This window comes from Streptococcus oralis (genome assembly GCF_026782375.1).
In the GTDB taxonomy this organism is placed as follows: Bacteria; Bacillota; Bacilli; order Lactobacillales; family Streptococcaceae; genus Streptococcus; species Streptococcus oralis_CL.
Genome location: NZ_JAKUWJ010000001.1, coordinates 80,698 through 97,337 on the forward strand (window position 1 = coordinate 80,698; position 16,640 = coordinate 97,337).

Annotated in this window: 13 protein-coding genes and 1 pseudogene; 13 read left to right on the forward strand and 1 reads right to left on the reverse strand. The window is 41.0% G+C overall.

Annotated elements, in window-relative coordinates:
- The first annotated feature begins 44 nt into the window (after window positions 1–44).
- From MK409_RS00445 to MK409_RS00490, 11 genes and pseudogenes are all read left to right on the forward strand, one after another.
- Window positions 45–3,542 carry an SIALI-17 repeat-containing surface protein gene (locus tag MK409_RS00445; protein ID WP_268704940.1) on the forward strand — a complete coding sequence of 1,166 codons (3,498 nt, stop codon included), beginning with the start codon at window positions 45–47 and terminating at the stop codon, window positions 3,540–3,542.
- 233 nt (window positions 3,543–3,775) lie between these two features.
- Window positions 3,776–4,474, forward strand: a complete 699-nt coding sequence (locus tag MK409_RS00450) for an N-acetylmannosamine-6-phosphate 2-epimerase (protein WP_268704941.1) — start codon at window positions 3,776–3,778, stop codon at window positions 4,472–4,474.
- 114 nt (window positions 4,475–4,588) lie between these two features.
- On the forward strand, window positions 4,589–5,917 hold the full coding sequence (locus MK409_RS00455; RefSeq protein ID WP_049537111.1) for an ABC transporter substrate-binding protein: 1,329 nt from the start codon (window positions 4,589–4,591) through the stop codon (window positions 5,915–5,917).
- A 218-nt stretch (window positions 5,918–6,135) separates the two neighbouring features.
- Window positions 6,136–7,002 (forward strand): carbohydrate ABC transporter permease, encoded by an 867-nt coding sequence (locus MK409_RS00460; RefSeq protein ID WP_001209416.1) that lies wholly within the window; start codon window positions 6,136–6,138, stop codon window positions 7,000–7,002.
- A 15-nt stretch (window positions 7,003–7,017) separates the two neighbouring features.
- Window positions 7,018–7,857, forward strand: a complete 840-nt coding sequence (locus tag MK409_RS00465; RefSeq protein ID WP_070696207.1) for a carbohydrate ABC transporter permease — start codon at window positions 7,018–7,020, stop codon at window positions 7,855–7,857.
- Between the two features lie 444 nt (window positions 7,858–8,301).
- A complete protein-coding gene (locus tag MK409_RS00470) occupies window positions 8,302–8,754 on the forward strand; it encodes a YhcH/YjgK/YiaL family protein (RefSeq protein ID WP_268704942.1) in 453 nt (150 codons plus the stop codon).
- A gap of 20 nt (window positions 8,755–8,774) precedes the next feature.
- Window positions 8,775–9,419, forward strand: a complete 645-nt coding sequence (locus MK409_RS00475) for a YesL family protein (protein WP_268704943.1) — start codon at window positions 8,775–8,777, stop codon at window positions 9,417–9,419.
- A 170-nt stretch (window positions 9,420–9,589) separates the two neighbouring features.
- The gene (locus tag MK409_RS00480; protein ID WP_268704944.1) at window positions 9,590–10,507 is read left to right on the forward strand and encodes a dihydrodipicolinate synthase family protein; all 918 of its coding nucleotides are present in this window, start codon (window positions 9,590–9,592) and stop codon (window positions 10,505–10,507) included.
- A gap of 17 nt (window positions 10,508–10,524) precedes the next feature.
- Window positions 10,525–11,409, forward strand: a complete 885-nt coding sequence (locus tag MK409_RS00485; protein ID WP_061454364.1) for an ROK family protein — start codon at window positions 10,525–10,527, stop codon at window positions 11,407–11,409.
- Window positions 11,410–11,529: 120 nt separating this feature from the next.
- A pseudogene (locus tag MK409_RS08975) lies at window positions 11,530–11,592 on the forward strand (resolvase); the annotation flags it as partial.
- 166 nt (window positions 11,593–11,758) lie between these two features.
- Entirely contained in the window at window positions 11,759–12,523 is a 765-nt protein-coding gene (locus tag MK409_RS00490; RefSeq protein WP_268704945.1) for a class I SAM-dependent methyltransferase, read from the forward strand.
- Window positions 12,524–12,814: 291 nt separating this feature from the next.
- Here MK409_RS00490 and MK409_RS00495 read toward each other — a convergent pair whose 3' ends face one another.
- The gene (locus MK409_RS00495) at window positions 12,815–13,666 is read right to left on the reverse strand and encodes a MurR/RpiR family transcriptional regulator (protein ID WP_268704946.1); all 852 of its coding nucleotides are present in this window, start codon (window positions 13,664–13,666) and stop codon (window positions 12,815–12,817) included.
- A 255-nt stretch (window positions 13,667–13,921) separates the two neighbouring features.
- On the opposite strand from MK409_RS00495, the gene pbp2b reads away from it, so the two are divergent.
- Both pbp2b and recR read left to right on the forward strand, forming a co-directional pair.
- A complete protein-coding gene (gene pbp2b / locus MK409_RS00500) occupies window positions 13,922–15,964 on the forward strand; it encodes a penicillin-binding protein PBP2B (RefSeq protein WP_268704947.1) in 2,043 nt (680 codons plus the stop codon).
- 10 nt (window positions 15,965–15,974) lie between these two features.
- On the forward strand, window positions 15,975–16,571 hold the full coding sequence (gene recR, locus MK409_RS00505; RefSeq protein ID WP_083977801.1) for a recombination mediator RecR: 597 nt from the start codon (window positions 15,975–15,977) through the stop codon (window positions 16,569–16,571).
- Window positions 16,572–16,640: the final 69 nt, after the last annotated feature.

The window sequence follows — 16,640 nt, forward strand, 5'->3', positions numbered from 1 at the left end:
AAAAAAGAAAGCGCTTTATTTTTATAAAAAATGGAAGGACGAACATGAATTACAAATCTTTACATCGGAAACAGCGATACGGAATTCGAAAATTTGCTGTTGGAGCAGCATCAGTAGTGATTGGTACAGTAGTATTTGGAGTAAATCCAGTCTTAGCTCAAGAGCAAGCCAATGCAGCAGGCGCTAGTACAGAAACAGTCGAATCTGGTCAAGGGCAAGGATTATCAGAGTTGCCAAAAGAAGTGTCTTCTGGAGATCTTGAACATTTGGATAAGGACTTAGCTGATAAATTGGCAGCGGCTCAGGACAACGGAGTTGAAGTAGATCAAGATAAGCTTAAATCACAACCAACAGAAGAGACTGAAGCACCTGCGAATCAAACTGAAAACCCATCTGCAGAAGAAACAGAAGATGAAGGGGCAATTCCAAGAGATTATTATGCAAGAGAACTCGAAAATGCTAATCCCGTACTCGAAAAAGAAGATGTGGTAACGGATTCTACAAATGGACAGAGAGTTGACCTTTCTGGAGAATTAGAAAAATTAAAGACACTCCAGAATGCTACAGTTCATATGGAGTTTAAGCCAGCCGCAAACGCCCCATCATTTTACAACCTATTTTCAGTATCAAGTGATAAAAAAGAAAATGAGTATTTTACGATGGCTGTTCTTAATAACACAGCCTTGATCGAAGGACGTGATGCGAACGGAAATCAGTTTTATGACAAATATACTGATGCTCCCCTGAAGATTAAACCAGGTCAATGGAACTCTGTGACCTTTACAGTTGAAAGACCAAGTGTAGAGCATCCAAATGGTAAGGTTAGACTTTACGTAAATGGTGTGCTTTCTCGCACTAGTTTGAAATCTGGTCGATTTATCAAGGATTTGCCAAATGTCAATCAAGCTCAAATTGGAGCAACTAAACGTGGAAACAAGACATTTTGGGCTTCAAATTTGCAAGTTCGTAATCTTACCGTTTATGATCGCACCTTGACACCAGAAGAAGTTAAAAAACGTAGTCAACTATTTGAGCGTTCTGAATTGGAGAGAAAGCTTCCTGAGGGTGCTAAAGTTACAGAAAAATATGATGTTTTTGAAGGTGGATCTAATCGCCAACCAAATAAAGATGGTATCAATAGTTATCGCATCCCTGCCCTTCTCAAAACAGACAAGGGAACTCTTATAGCTGGAACAGATGAGAGACGCTTGCACCATTCTGACTGGGGCGATATCGGAATGGTTATCCGTCGTAGTGATGACAATGGTAAGACATGGGGAGATAGAATCGTGGTTTCTAATCCTCGTGACAACAAAAATGCCAAGGATCCAAATGCACCATCTCCAGTGAATATCGATATGGCTCTGGTACAAGATCCAGAAACCAAGAGAATCTTTGCCATTTACGATATGTTCTTAGAAGGGAAAGCTGTTTTTGCTTTGCCAGGTCAAGCACCCAAAGCCTACGAGCAAATCGGAGATAAGGTTTATCAAATTTTGTATAAACAAGGGGAAACAGGACAGTACACTATTCGTGAAAATGGTGATGTTTATGATCCTCAAAATCAGAAGACAGACTACCGTGTTGTTGTAAATCCTAAGAAAGCTGCTTATAGTGACAAGGGAGACCTATACAAGGGTGATGAATTAGTTGGCAATATTTACTTTGCTTATAGTGAAAAGAATATCTTTAGAGTAGCAAATACTAGCTATCTATGGATGTCATACAGTGATGATGATGGTAAAACTTGGTCTGCGCCTCAAGATATTACACACGGAATTCGCAAGGAATGGATGCATTTCTTAGGAACAGGACCTGGTACAGGTATTGCCTTGCGTACAGGCCCTCATAAAGGACGTCTTGTGATTCCGGTTTATACAACTAATAATGTATCACATCTAAGGGGTTCTCAGTCTTCACGTGTTATCTATTCGGATGATCATGGTAAAACATGGCATGCAGGAGCTGCAGTCAATGACAATCGTCCTGTCGGAAATCAAACTATCCATTCTTCCAATATGGATAATGCTGGTGCTCAAAATACAGAATCTACAGTTGTTCAATTGAATAACGGAGACCTCAAGCTCTTTATGCGTGGATTGACAGGAGATCTTCAAGTTGCCACAAGTAAAGATGGTGGTGCAACGTGGGAGAAGGAAATCAAACGCTATCCTCAAGTTAAAGATGTCTATGTTCAAATGTCTGCTATTCATACCATGCATGAAGGTAAGGAGTATATTGTACTCAGCAATGCAGGGGGACCTGGACGTTACAATGGTTTGGTGCATTTAGCTCGTGTAGAAGAGAATGGTGAGTTGACATGGCTCAAACACAACCTTATCCAAAGTGGTAAGTTTGCTTACAACTCCCTCCAAGACCTTGGAAAGGGAGAATATGGTTTGCTTTACGAAACAGCGGATAGCAACCAAAATGAATATACCTTATCTTATAAGAAATTTAACTGGGATTTCTTGAGCAAGGATATGATCGTTGCAAAAGAAGCTAGAGTGAAGCAAGCTATCGAAATGGGACAAGGAATTGTTGCTATGGAGTTTGACTCAGAGGTATTGGTGAATGAAGCGCCAACACTGAAATTGGCAAATGGCAAAACTGCTAACTTTGTTACCCAATATGATAGTAAAACTCTCTTGTTCTCAATTGATAAAGAGGATATTGGTCAGAAAATCACAGAGATCATTGATGGCCGTATTGAAAGCATCCATAATCTTGCCGTGATTGTAGCAGGTTCAAAAATTACCAATGGTGTTAATGCAACTGAGCCAGCAGTTGAAGAAGTTCCGGAGTTCGCAGGTGGTGTTAATGCAGAAGAAGCTGCTGTGACAGAAGTTCCGGAGTACACCGGTCATTTGGCAACAGTGGGTGAAGAAGCAGCTCCAACAGTAGACCAGCCTGAATTCACAGGTGGTGTTAATTCAGAAGAAGCTGCTGTGACAGAAGTTCCGGAGTATACAGGTCCAATGGCAACAGTGGGTGAAGAAGTAGCTCCAACGGTTGAAAAAACTGAATTTACAGGTGGTGTTAATGCTGAGGAAGCCCCAGTGGCAGAAATCCCAGAGTACACAGGTCCTTTGGCAACAGTAGGCGAAGAAGCAGCTCCAACGGTTGAAAAACCTGAATTTACAGGTGGGGTCAACGCTGTTGAAGCGGCAGTCCACGAACTGCCAGAGTTTAAAGGTGGCGTTAATGCGGTCCTAGCTGCATCTAACGAGCTTCCTGAATATAGAGGAGGCGCTAACTTTGTCTTAGCAGCTTCAAATGACCTACCAGAGTACGTTGGCAGCGTCAATGGCGCTGAGGCGGCAGTCCATGAACTTCCAGAGTTTAAGGGAGAAACCAAACCAGTCTTAGCGGCTGCAAATGACAAACTATCTCTAGGAAAAGATGTTACCTATCAAGCTCCAGCAGTTAAACAAACGGGTCTACCAAATACTGGAAGCAAGGAAACAAGCTCACTGATTTCCCTTGGTCTTGCAGGTGTTCTTTTATCCTTGTTTGCATTTGGCAAGAAGAGAAAAGAATAGTAAGCAAAAGCTATTTGAATAAGTCTCAGAAGAGATAGCAGGTTTTTCAGCCTGCTATCTTTCTTTATTACATTCAGGTTGATTCGAAATCATAAGAAGTCTGAAACTACTTTCAGGATAGTCTGTTCTATAAAATAGTTTTGAAACTGAAATCTATTCTATCACAATCTATTGAAAGCGCTTAACAAATGATATATAATAAGCCCATAGAAGAAAGAAAGGGAGGAAAGAGGATGCCACAGATCAGCAAAGAAGCCTTGATTGAACAGATCAAAGATGGAATCATTGTCTCTTGCCAGGCACTTCCTCACGAACCGCTTTATACAGAAGCGGGAGGGGTTATCCCCTTGCTAGTCAAAGCGGCTGAGCAAGGTGGAGCAGTCGGTATCCGAGCAAACAGTGTTCGTGATATCAAGGAAATCAAGGAGGTTACGAAACTCCCGATTATCGGGATCATCAAACGTGACTATCCCCCACAGGAGCCATTCATTACAGCGACTATGAAAGAAGTTGATGAGTTGGCTGAACTAGACATTGAGGTTATTGCTCTGGATTGTACCAAACGTGAACGTTACGACGGTTTGGAAATTCAGGACTTCATCCGACAAGTCAAAGAAAAGTATCCACATCAACTTTTAATGGCTGATATCAGTACTTTTGAAGAAGGGCTAGCAGCAGTCGAAGCAGGGATTGATTTTGTTGGAACAACCCTATCAGGTTACACTTCTTATAGTCCAAAAGTAGATGGTCCAGACTTTGAACTAATCAAAAAACTTTGTGAAGCAGGAGTGGATGTCATCGCTGAAGGGAAAATTCATACACCTGAACAAGCCAAACAAATCCTTGAATATGGGGTGAGAGGCATCGTTGTTGGTGGAGCGATTACTAGACCAAAAGAGATTACGGAGCGCTTTGTTGCCGGTCTTAAATAACACAATCTCAAAAAAGAGGAGAGTGGTTGATGCGTCGGAGAAAATGAAAACGTATACAAATATAAACTTGCTCATTATCCAATATGGATACGCTTATAAATTAGGAGAATACAGATGAAATTTAGAAAACTAGCTTGTACAGTACTTGCGGGTGCTGCGATTCTTGGCCTTGCTGCTTGTGGTAACTCTGGTGGAAGCAAAGATGCTGCAAATTCTGGTAGCGATAGCGGAAAAACAGAAATCACTTGGTGGGCATTCCCAGTCTTCACACAAGAAAAAACTGGTGACGGTGTTGGAACTTATGAAAAATCAATCATCGAAGCTTTTGAAAAAGCAAATCCAGATGTAAAAGTGAAATTGGAAACCATCGACTTTAAGTCAGGTCCAGAAAAGATCACAACAGCTATCGAAGCAGGAACAGCGCCAGACGTACTCTTTGACGCACCAGGACGTATCATCCAATACGGTAAAAATGGTAAATTGGCTGAGTTGAACGACCTCTTCACAGACGAATTCGTCAAAGATGTGAACAACGAAAACATCGTACAAGCAAGTAAGGCTGGAGACAAAGCCTACATGTATCCAATCAGTTCAGCACCATTCTACATGGCAATGAACAAGAAGATGTTGGAAGATGCTGGAGTTGCAAACCTTGTAAAAGAAGGTTGGACAACTGATGACTTTGAAAAAGTATTGAAAGCGCTTAAAGATAAAGGCTACACTCCAGGTTCATTGTTCAGTTCTGGTCAAGGGGGAGACCAAGGAACACGTGCTTTCATTGCAAACCTTTATGGCGGTTCTGTAACAGATGAAAAAGTAACGAAATATACAACTGACGATCCTAAATTCGTCAAAGGTCTTGAAAAAGCTGCTAGCTGGATCAAAGACGGTTTGTTGAACAATGGTTCACAATTTGACGGTGGAGCTGACATCCAAAACTTTGCTAACGGTCAAACTTCATACACAATCCTTTGGGCACCAGCTCAAAACGGTATCCAAGCGAAACTCTTGGAAGCAAGTAAGGTAGATGTAGTAGAAGTACCATTCCCATCAGACTCTGGTAAACCATCTCTTGAATACCTTGTAAACGGATTTGCAGTATTTAACAACAAAGACGATAAGAAAATCGCAGCTGCTAAGAAATTCGTTCAATTCATCGCTGATGACAAAGAATGGGGTCCTAAAGACGTTGTTCGTACAGGTGCCTTCCCAGTTCGTACTTCATTTGGCAAACTTTATGAAGACAAACGTATGGAAACAATCAGTGGCTGGACTAAATACTACTCACCATACTACAACACTATCGATGGATTTGCTGAAATGAGAACACTTTGGTTCCCAATGTTGCAATCTGTATCTAATGGTGACGAAAAACCAGCGGATGCTTTGAAAACCTTCACTGAAAAAGCTAACGAAACAATCAAAAAAGCTACAAAACAATAAGCACTAAGTCAGATTGATTCCCCCTTTTCCCTGTGCACTAAGGTGTAAGAAAAGGGGGACTTTTGTTTGAAATGGTAGGAACTGTCACGAAATTAAAATGAAGTTCTTACATAAGCGAATCTTAAAAAATTTCATTTTGATTTTAAAACAGTTTAAGAAAATCAAAAAATATTCTATTTGAAAGAGAGGTGCCGACTGTGAAAGTCAATAAAATTCGCATGCGGGAAACAGTGATTTCCTATGCTTTCCTAGCACCAGTATTATTCTTCTTTGTAATCTTTGTCTTGGCTCCTATGATTATGGGATTCATTACAAGTTTCTTTAACTACTCCATGACGAAATTTGAGTTTGTAGGCTTGGACAACTACATTCGTATGTTTAAAGATCCTGTCTTTACCAAGTCTTTGATCAATACCGTTATCCTGGTTATTGGATCTGTTCCGATTGTAGTTCTCTTCTCGCTCTTTGTAGCATCTCAAACCTATCATCAAAATGCCATTGCCCGTTCTTTCTATCGTTTCGTCTTCTTCCTACCGGTTGTAACAGGTAGTGTTGCCGTAACGGTTGTATGGAAATGGATCTATGACCCACTATCAGGGATTCTAAACTTTGTTCTTAAGTCAAGTCATATCATCAGCCAAAACATTTCTTGGTTGGGTGATAAAAACTGGGCTTTGCTAGCGATTATGATCATCCTTTTGACAACATCTGTTGGTCAACCGATTATCCTTTATATCGCAGCTATGGGAAATATTGATAACTCACTAGTTGAAGCAGCGCGTGTTGATGGTGCGACTGAATTTCAAGTCTTCTGGAAGATCAAATGGCCTAGCCTTCTTCCAACAACACTTTACATCGCAATCATTACGACTATCAACTCATTCCAATGTTTTGCCTTGATTCAGCTCTTGACATCTGGTGGTCCAAACTACTCAACAAGTACCTTGATGTACTACCTTTACGAAAAAGCCTTCCAATTAACAGAATACGGCTATGCAAACACTATCGGTGTCTTCTTGGCAATTATGATTGCGATCGTAAGTTTTGTTCAATTTAAAGTACTTGGAAACGACGTAGAATACTAAAGAAAGGAGACAGCTATGCAATCTACACAAAAGAAACCCTTAACAGCTTTCACTGTTATTTCAACGATTATCTTGCTCTTGTTGACCGTGCTGTTCATCTTTCCATTCTACTGGATTTTGACAGGGGCCTTCAAATCACAGCCTGATACCATTATGATTCCGCCACAGTGGTTCCCTAAAATGCCAACCATGGAGAACTTCCAACAACTCATGGTGCAAAACCCTGCTATGCAGTGGATGTGGAACTCTGTATTTATCTCACTGGTAACCATGTTCCTAGTCTGCGCAACCTCTTCTCTAGCAGGTTATGTACTAGCTAAAAAACGTTTCTATGGCCAGCGCATTCTCTTTGCAGTCTTTATCGCTGCCATGGCTCTTCCAAAACAAGTTGTCCTTGTACCATTGGTGCGTATCGTCAACTTCATGGGAATTCACGATACTCTTTGGGCAGTTATCCTGCCTTTGATTGGATGGCCATTCGGGGTCTTCCTCATGAAACAGTTCAGTGAAAATATTCCAACAGAATTGCTTGAGTCAGCTAAAATCGACGGTTGTGGTGAGATTCGTACCTTCTGGAGCGTAGCCTTCCCTATTGTGAAGCCAGGATTTGCAGCCCTTGCAATCTTTACCTTCATCAATACTTGGAACGACTACTTCATGCAGTTGGTTATGTTGACTTCACGTCAAAATTTGACCATCTCACTCGGGGTTGCGACCATGCAGGCCGAAATGGCAACCAACTATGGTTTGATCATGGCTGGTGCAGCTCTTGCAGCCGTGCCAATCGTAACCGTCTTCCTTGTCTTCCAAAAATCCTTCACTCAAGGGATTACTATGGGAGCTGTTAAAGGATAAGATCCTGCGAAAATCGAATTCAAACAACTTTAGCATCACCTTGCCATACTTAAGTACGGCCTGCGGTTAGCTTCCTGGTTTGCTCTTTGATTTTCATTGAGTATAAGAGAATACAGAGTTATAAGTGTCTACAAAATGTTGGGTATTTGTATGCCATAGAGATTTTGTCAGACACTTATAAACTTAAGAATGAGCTCTTTTCATGATACTAGTTAGAGTAGGTTCGTTTTATGGTAAGTATTTCCCGCTATAGTGGTATCTAAGATAAGCATCTTACGCTTATCTTAGACGGAATTTTTGAGACTGACGATGAAAGAGCAACAGGCTCAAAAATTAGGAATGAAATTCCGAAGGAATTTGCTTGCGTCCACACTATTACAGGGAAATAGAAAAAGAAACATTCGAAACTGAAAAATAGGAACTATCAGAAACGAAGGAAACAGTATGATTTTTGACGATTTGAAAAACATCACCTTTTACAAAGGGATTCATCCCAATCTAGACAAGGCTATCGACTATCTCTATCAGCACCGTAAGGATTCTTTCGAACTCGGTAAGTATGAGATTGACGGGGACAAGGTCTTTCTAGTTGTGCAGGAAAATGTCCTCAATCAAGCTGAAAATAATCAATTTGAGCACCATAAACACTATGCAGATTTGCATTTACTGGTAGAAGGACATGAATATTCGAGCTACGGTTCACGTATCAAAGATGAGGCGGTAGCATTCGATGAAGCGAGTGACATTGGTTTTGTCCATTGTCATGAACGCTACCCACTCTTGTTGGGCTACCACAATTTTGCGATTTTCTTCCCAGGAGAACCTCACCAGCCAAATGGCTACGCAGGGATGGAAGAAAAAGTTCGCAAATATCTCTTTAAAATTTTGATTGATTAAAAGAATCAGGAGGAGCAAACATGGCACAAAAAGGAGTAAGCCTTATCAAGGCAGCATTTGATACAGATAATTTTCTCATGCGTTTCAGTGAGAAGGTCTTGGATATCGTCACAGTCAATCTTCTTTTTGTCGTCTCTTGTTTGCCCATCGTGACGATCGGAGTGGCTAAAATCAGCCTCTACCAAACCATGTTTGAGATTAAAAGAAGCAGGCGAGTACCTGTTTTCAGAACCTATCTGAGAGCATTCAAGCAAAATCTGAAACTGGGTTTCCAGTTAGGTTTGCTAGAGTTGGGCATTGTGTCATTAAGCCTTCTAGACCTCTATCTCTTCTGGGGCCAGACAGCTTTGCCTTTCCAGATTGTGAAAGCTATTTGTTTGGGGATTCTCATCTTCCTCACTCTCGTGATGCTGGCTAGTTATCCCATCGCTGCGCGCTATGATTTGTCTTGGAAAGAAGTGCTGCAAAAAGGTCTTATCTTGGCAAGTTTTAACTTTCCGTGGTTCTTCCTCATGTTAGCCATTCTCTTTCTCATTGTGATGGTTCTTTATCTATCCGCATTCACTCTCCTTTTGGGTGTGTCAGCTTTTATCCTCTTTGGTTTTGGTTTGCTAGTCTTTCTCCAAGCAGGTTTGATGGAGAAAATCTTCAACAAATACCAGTAGGATGGCTTGTTTCTGAAACTACTTTCAATCGTTACAGTTTCTAAAATACAAGTAGAAACTAAAATCTAAGTGTATACAAGATATTGAAAGCGATTTTCACAAGGTGTATACTAAACTTGTAAAGAATAGAACTGCTCTCAGCAGAAAAAAGAAATCTTAGGAGAAAATCTATGTCAGATTTGAAAAAATACGAAGGTGTCATTCCAGCCTTCTACGCATGTTATGATGATCAAGGAGAAGTCAGTCCAGAGCGTACGCGTGCCTTGGTTCAATACTTCATTGATAAGGGAGTTCAAGGTCTCTATGTCAACGGTTCTTCTGGTGAATGTATCTACCAAAGCGTAGAGGATCGCAAGTTGATTTTGGAAGAAGTCATGGCAGTTGCTAAGGGCAAATTGACAATCATTGCTCACGTAGCTTGCAACAATACTAAAGACAGTATGGAACTTGCTCGCCATGCGGAAAGCTTGGGAGTAGATGCTATCGCAACAATCCCACCTATTTACTTCCGTCTTCCTGAGTACTCAGTTGCTAAATACTGGAATGACATTAGTGCTGCAGCTCCAAACACAGACTACGTAATTTATAATATTCCTCAGTTAGCAGGTGTTGCTTTGACTCCAAGTCTCTACACTGAAATGTTGAAGAATCCTCGTGTTATCGGTGTTAAGAACTCTTCAATGGCAGTTCAAGATATTCAAACCTTTGTCAGTCTTGGAGGAGAAGACCGTATCGTCTTTAACGGTCCAGATGAACAGTTTCTAGGAGGACGCCTCATGGGTGCTAAAGCTGGTATCGGTGGTACATATGGTGCTATGCCAGAACTCTTCTTGAAACTCAATGAGTTGATTGCTGAAAAAGACTTGGAAACAGCCCGTGAATTGCAGTATGCTATCAACGTAATCATTGGTAAATTGACTGCTACACATGGAAATATGTACTGTGTCATCAAAGAAGTTTTAAAAATCAATGAAGGACTTAATATCGGTTCAGTTCGTTCACCATTGACGCCAGTAATCGAAAAAGATCGCCCAGTTGTAGAAGCAGCTGCTCAATTGATTCGTGAAACCAAGGAGCGCTTCCTCTAATCCATAAGGAGGTATTTATGACACACTACGTTGCAATTGATATTGGTGGAACCAACATCAAATATGGTTTGATTGACCAAGAAGGCCAACTTGTTGAATCGCATGAAATGCCAACTGAGGCGCATAAGGGTGGTCCTCATATCTTACAAAAGACAAAAGATATCGTTTCCAGCTATTTAGAAAAAGGCCCAGTAGCAGGTGTTGCCATTTCTTCAGCGGGAATGGTCGATCCAGAAAAGGGTGAAATCTTCTATGCTGGTCCTCAGATTCCCAACTATGCTGGAACCCAGTTCAAGAAGGAAATTGAGACGAGTTTTGCGATTCCTTGCGAAATTGAAAATGATGTCAACTGCGCAGGTCTTGCTGAGGCAGTATCTGGTTCAGGAAAGGGAGCGAGTGTGACACTTTGCTTGACCATTGGAACAGGTATCGGTGGTTGCTTGATTATGGATGGGAAAGTCTTTCATGGATTTAGCAACTCAGCTTGCGAAGTCGGTTATATGCATATGCAGGATGGAGCTTTCCAAGACTTGGCTTCAACGACAGCTTTGGTAGAATATGTAGCAGCAGCTCATGGTGATCCAGTTGATCAGTGGAATGGCCGACGCATTTTCAAGGAAGCTACCGAAGGAAACAAGATCTGTATGGCTGGCATTGACCGCATGGTAGATTACCTTGGAAAAGGTCTGGCAAATATTTGCTACGTGGCCAATCCGGAAGTGGTCATTCTCGGTGGCGGTATCATGGGGCAAGAGGCTATTCTCAAACCAAAGATCCGCACAGCATTGAAGGTGGCCTTGGTGCCAAGCCTAGCTGAAAAAACACGATTAGAATTTGCCCATCACCAAAATACAGCAGGGATGTTGGGAGCCTATTATCATTTCAAAACAAAACAATCCTAGTTTGGAACTATAGAATTAAGAAAAACACTTAATCACTACTTGAGTGAAAAATGTTTTGCTTAATTCTTTTTTATTGAAAAATTTGAGCCAAAGCAGGTAATCGTGAGAAACTAGGAGAAAATAACCGCCTTGTATGAAAGGTTAAGGCGAGATGATGAGCTACAAGGCGAGAGCAATTCTATCAACCATTTAATTGATATTTAGCTTGAGTAAATGGGAAAATGTGGAAAAGTGATATAATGAGATGGACGAAAAATTGATAAATTAGAATTTGTATAGGTGAGAAAAATGCAATGGCAACCTATTCACCTGAAATCGAAATAATATAAAATTACGAGGAGATGATAAAATGAACAATTATATAAAATTAAATGAAGATAGATGGAATAATGTAAAAAATGACTATACTGAGCCATTGACACATGAAGAATTAGAAGAAGTTAGAAAACATCCAATTTCTGTTGCCTTAACTGTTGGGAAAAAAGTTCCAAAAGAATGGTTTGAAAAAGCCAAGGGGAAAAAGATATTAGGTTTAGCTTGTGGAGGCGGACAGCAGGGTCCAGTTTTTGCTGCAAAAGGTTATGATGTCACTATCATGGATTTTTCTAAATCACAATTACAAAGAGATGAGATGGTTGCTAAAAGAGAAGGCTTAAAAATCAATACAGTTCAAGGCGATATGACAAAACCATTTCCATTTGAAGATGAAACCTTTGATATTATTTTTAATCCAGTTTCAAATACATATATAGAGGATTTAGAAAACATGTATAAAGAAGCTACTCGCGTATTGAAAAAGGGTGGTCTGTTAATGGTTGGATTTATAAATCCTTGGATATACATGTATGATGCTGACAATGTATGGGACAAACCTGATGAGGAATTACTGTTAAAGTTTTCACTACCTTTTAATTCAAGAGAGCTTGAAGAGGAAGGCAAGATAACGATAAATCCAGAGTATGGCTATGAATTTAGCCATACCTTAGAAACGCAAATCAGAGGACAACTTAAAAATGGTCTCGCCATGATTGATTTTTATGAATCGTGTGATAAAAGACATAGATTATCACGTTATGGAAATGACTACATCGCTACACTCTGCATTAAACTATGATATTTTAGAACCTACTTCTGAAGAATAGCTCATTTTATTTTCCTTAAGGGTTAAAATCTAAATCTCAGTTTGTCGAAGTAAAACAACTAAATAAAATTATAGAGGGGAAGTAAAAGCGGATAGCCGATACTTCCTTTTTGTTGTCAAACATTCAAAAACGATAAGGAGAATTTAAGGAAGAACTGAAAAACATAGATAAAAAAGTATTGGTACAAAGAAACAGATACAAGAGACCACCTATGGGCCTATTATCATTTCAAAACAAAACAATCCTAGTTTGGTTGAACCAAACTAGGATTTTCTAGCGCGTTTTTGTCTACGATAGCCGTTGAGCTTTTTGTTTTCCCAATAACTATTAAAAATTTTTTCCTTGTTCTCACGGTTGATTTCTAAAAAGTAGGCATAAATCAAATCTGTTAAAAAGAGCATAGGCAGTTGAGCAGAAATACGTTGGATGTAAGAAGATTGGCTATGACTTGCGACTAGGACTGTTTCGGTGTAGGCCTGACAGTCTTTGCTAGGAGAACTGGTAAAGAGAATGGTCTTGGCACCCATATCCTTGGCATCCAGCAAACTATCGAGGACGGATCGGGTAGTGCCAGACAAGGAAAAACCTAGCACCAAACAATTTTCATCCATGATACTGGTCGTCCAAGCAAAGCCATCCCGATCGGTCAAAGCTTCACAGACAACACCTAGACGCATAAAGCGCAATTTCATCTCACGGGCAATCAGACCAGAACTTCCCGTCCCAAAAAAGTAAACCCGTTCAGCATCATCAATTAGCTGGGCAACTCGTTCAAGCTGCGCTTCATCAATCAAATCCTGCGTGTGTTCTCGCATGATGCTGTAGCTTCGCAAAACACGTTTGGTCAAGGGACTGTGTATGTGTGAATGGATGTCCTGTTTACTAGCTTGGTGTTGGTATTGAAAAACAAATTCTCGGTAGCCTGTAAAACCACACTTTTTGGCAAAGCGAGTCAGAGCTGCTTGGGAGATATGTAATTTTTGGGTAACTTGCTGAGAAGAAAGATCATCTTGGATCGTATCAGACTGCAAAAAATAGTGAGCGATTTCTTGCTCCAGCTCGGTTAATTCTTCAAAATGGAGGTCGATTATGGTTGCGATATCTGGCTTATTCATGAGGCTCCTTTTTATGAGTCAAAGTCTTAAAAGTTGACGCTTCCCTAACTATTACTATCATTATATCATAGAAGGTAGGATAACCAAATAAAAAGGCGTTTTGGATGAAATCTCAAAAAAGAGATAGACTTTTCCAAGAGTTTCTCCATAAAATATGGTACAATGAAAAGTACTGGTCTTCGGTCAAATCCTAGTATTTTTTAGCTGAGATTTATCCGGAAGATCTGTAATTTTCTAGAAAAGAGTCTTAGTTGTATGAGAAAATTCAATAGCCATTCGATTCCGATTCGGCTTAATTTACTGTTTGCGATTGTCATTCTGCTCTTTATGGCCATTATTGGTCGATTGTTATACATGCAGGTACTGAATAAAGACTTCTATGAAGCAAAGTTGGCATCAGCCAGCCAGACTAGGGTGACAACCAGTTCGGCTCGTGGTCAAATCTACGATGCAACAGGTAAACCCTTGGTAGAAAACACACTCAAGCAAGTTGTTTCTTTCACACGAAACAATAAGATGACGGCAGCAGAGTTAAAGGAGACGGCTAAAAAACTGCTTACTTATGTGAATGTCACTTCCCCTGAACTCACAGACCGTCAGATTGCGGACTATTACTTAGCTGACCAAGAAATCTACAAGAAGACAGTCGAGGCCCTTCCAAGTGACAAACGCCTAGATTCAGATGGAAATCGCTTATCGGAAGCGACACTTTACAATAATGCGGTTGAAAGCATTGACGTGAGTCAACTTAATTATACAGATGACCAGAAAAAGGAAATCTATCTCTTTAGTCAGCTCAATGCTGTTGAAAATTTTGCGACGGGTACCATTTCTACGGATGCCTTAGATGATACCCAAGTTGCTCTCGTTGCATCAGCGTCCAAGGAATTACCAGGTATCAGCATTTCAACTTCATGGGATCGTAAAGTACTGGATACATCTTTATCAACAATCGTTGGTAGTGTTTCAAATGAAAAGTCAGGACTTCCAGCAGAGGAAGTTGATGCTTATCTCAAAAAAGGGTATTCTCTCAATGACCGAGTGGGGACTTCCTATCTTGAAAAGCAATATGAAGATGTTCTTCAAGGCAAACGCTCCGTCAAGGAAATCCACCTCGACAAACACGGAAATATGGAAAGTGTGGAAAATGTCGAAGAAGGAAGCAAAGGAAACAATATCAAGTTAACGGTTGACCTAGCTTTCCAGAATAGTGTGGATGACCTACTCAAGAGCTACTTCAACTCAGAGTTGGGTAACGGTGGAGCTAAATACTCTGAAGGGGTTTACGCCGTAGCCCTTAATCCTAAAACCGGAGCAGTTTTGGCCATGTCAGGTGTCAAGCATGATGTCGAATCCGGTAAATTAAGTTCAGATTCGCTTGGAACGATAACCAACGTCTTTGTGCCAGGTTCTGTCGTTAAGGCGGCGACCATCAGCTCTGGTTGGGAAAACGGAGTCTTGTCAGGTAATCAAACCTTGACAGACCAACCGATTGTTTTCCAAGGTTCGGCCCCTATCAATTCATGGTATACCTTGTCCTATGGCTCTTTCCCTATCACAGCAGTTGAGGCTCTAGAGTACTCTTCTAATGCCTATATGGTTCAAACTGCTCTAGGAATCATGGGACAGACCTACACACCAAACATGGTGGCCGCAACGGGACAGTTAGAGACTGCAATGGGCAAATTGAGATCAACCTTTGGGGAATACGGACTCGGAGCTTCAACAGGGATTGACCTTCCAGATGAATCCACAGGATTTACGCCAAAAGAATTTGATTTGGGGAACTATATCAATAATTCCTTTGGTCAGTTTGATAACTACACACCTATGCAGTTAGCCCAGTATGTCGCAACCATTGCAAACAATGGTGTGCGTTTAGCTCCTCACATCGTTGAAGGGGTTTATGGAAACAATGACCAAGGTGGCTTAGGTAGTCTGGTTCAAGAAACAGCCACTAAGGAACTGAACAAGGTCAATATTTCAGAATCAGATATGGCTATCTTGCAGCAAGGTTTCTATCAAGTTTCGCATGGAACGAGTGCTCTGACAACTGGTCGTGCCTTTTCAAATGGCGCAGCCGTATCCATCAGCGGGAAAACGGGTACTGCCGAAAGTTACGTTAATGGTGGTCAAAAAGCCAACAATACCAACGCAGTCGCCTATGCACCGACCGAAAATCCTCAAATCGCAGTTGCAGTCGTCTTTCCTCATAACACCAACCTAACAAACGGTGTCGGACCTTCGATTGCACGCGATATTATCAATCTTTATCACCAACACCATCCAATGAATTAGAAAGGGACTTATGCTGTATCCAACACCTATTGCCAAGCTGATTGATAGCTATTCAAAGTTACCAGGTATCGGGATTAAAACGGCTACCCGCCTAGCCTTCTATACCATTGGAATGTCTGATGACGATGTCAATGAATTTGCCAAAAATCTCCTGTCTGCTAAGCGGGAACTAACCTATTGTTCCATCTGCGGTCGTTTGACCGATGATGACCCTTGCTCGATTTGTACGGATCCGACTCGAGACCAGACAACTATCTTGGTGCTAGAAGATAGTCGCGACGTGGCTGCTATGGAAAACATCCAGGAATACCACGGACTCTATCATGTCTTGCACGGCCTCATTTCTCCGATGAATGGTATCAGCCCAGATGATATCAATCTCAAGACTCTCATGACCCGTCTCATGGATAGCGAGGTTTCAGAGGTGATCGTGGCAACCAATGCGACGGCTGATGGGGAAGCGACATCTATGTACCTCTCTCGTCTCCTTAAGCCAGCTGGTATCAAGGTGACTCGCCTAGCACGAGGCCTGGCCGTGGGAGCAGATATCGAGTATGCGGATGAAGTCACACTCTTACGAGCCATTGAAAATCGGACAGAGTTGTAGGAGTAGACAAATTTACGAACTAAATTCATTCATAAGAAAATTAAGGAGACCGACTTTGATGTTATAGGT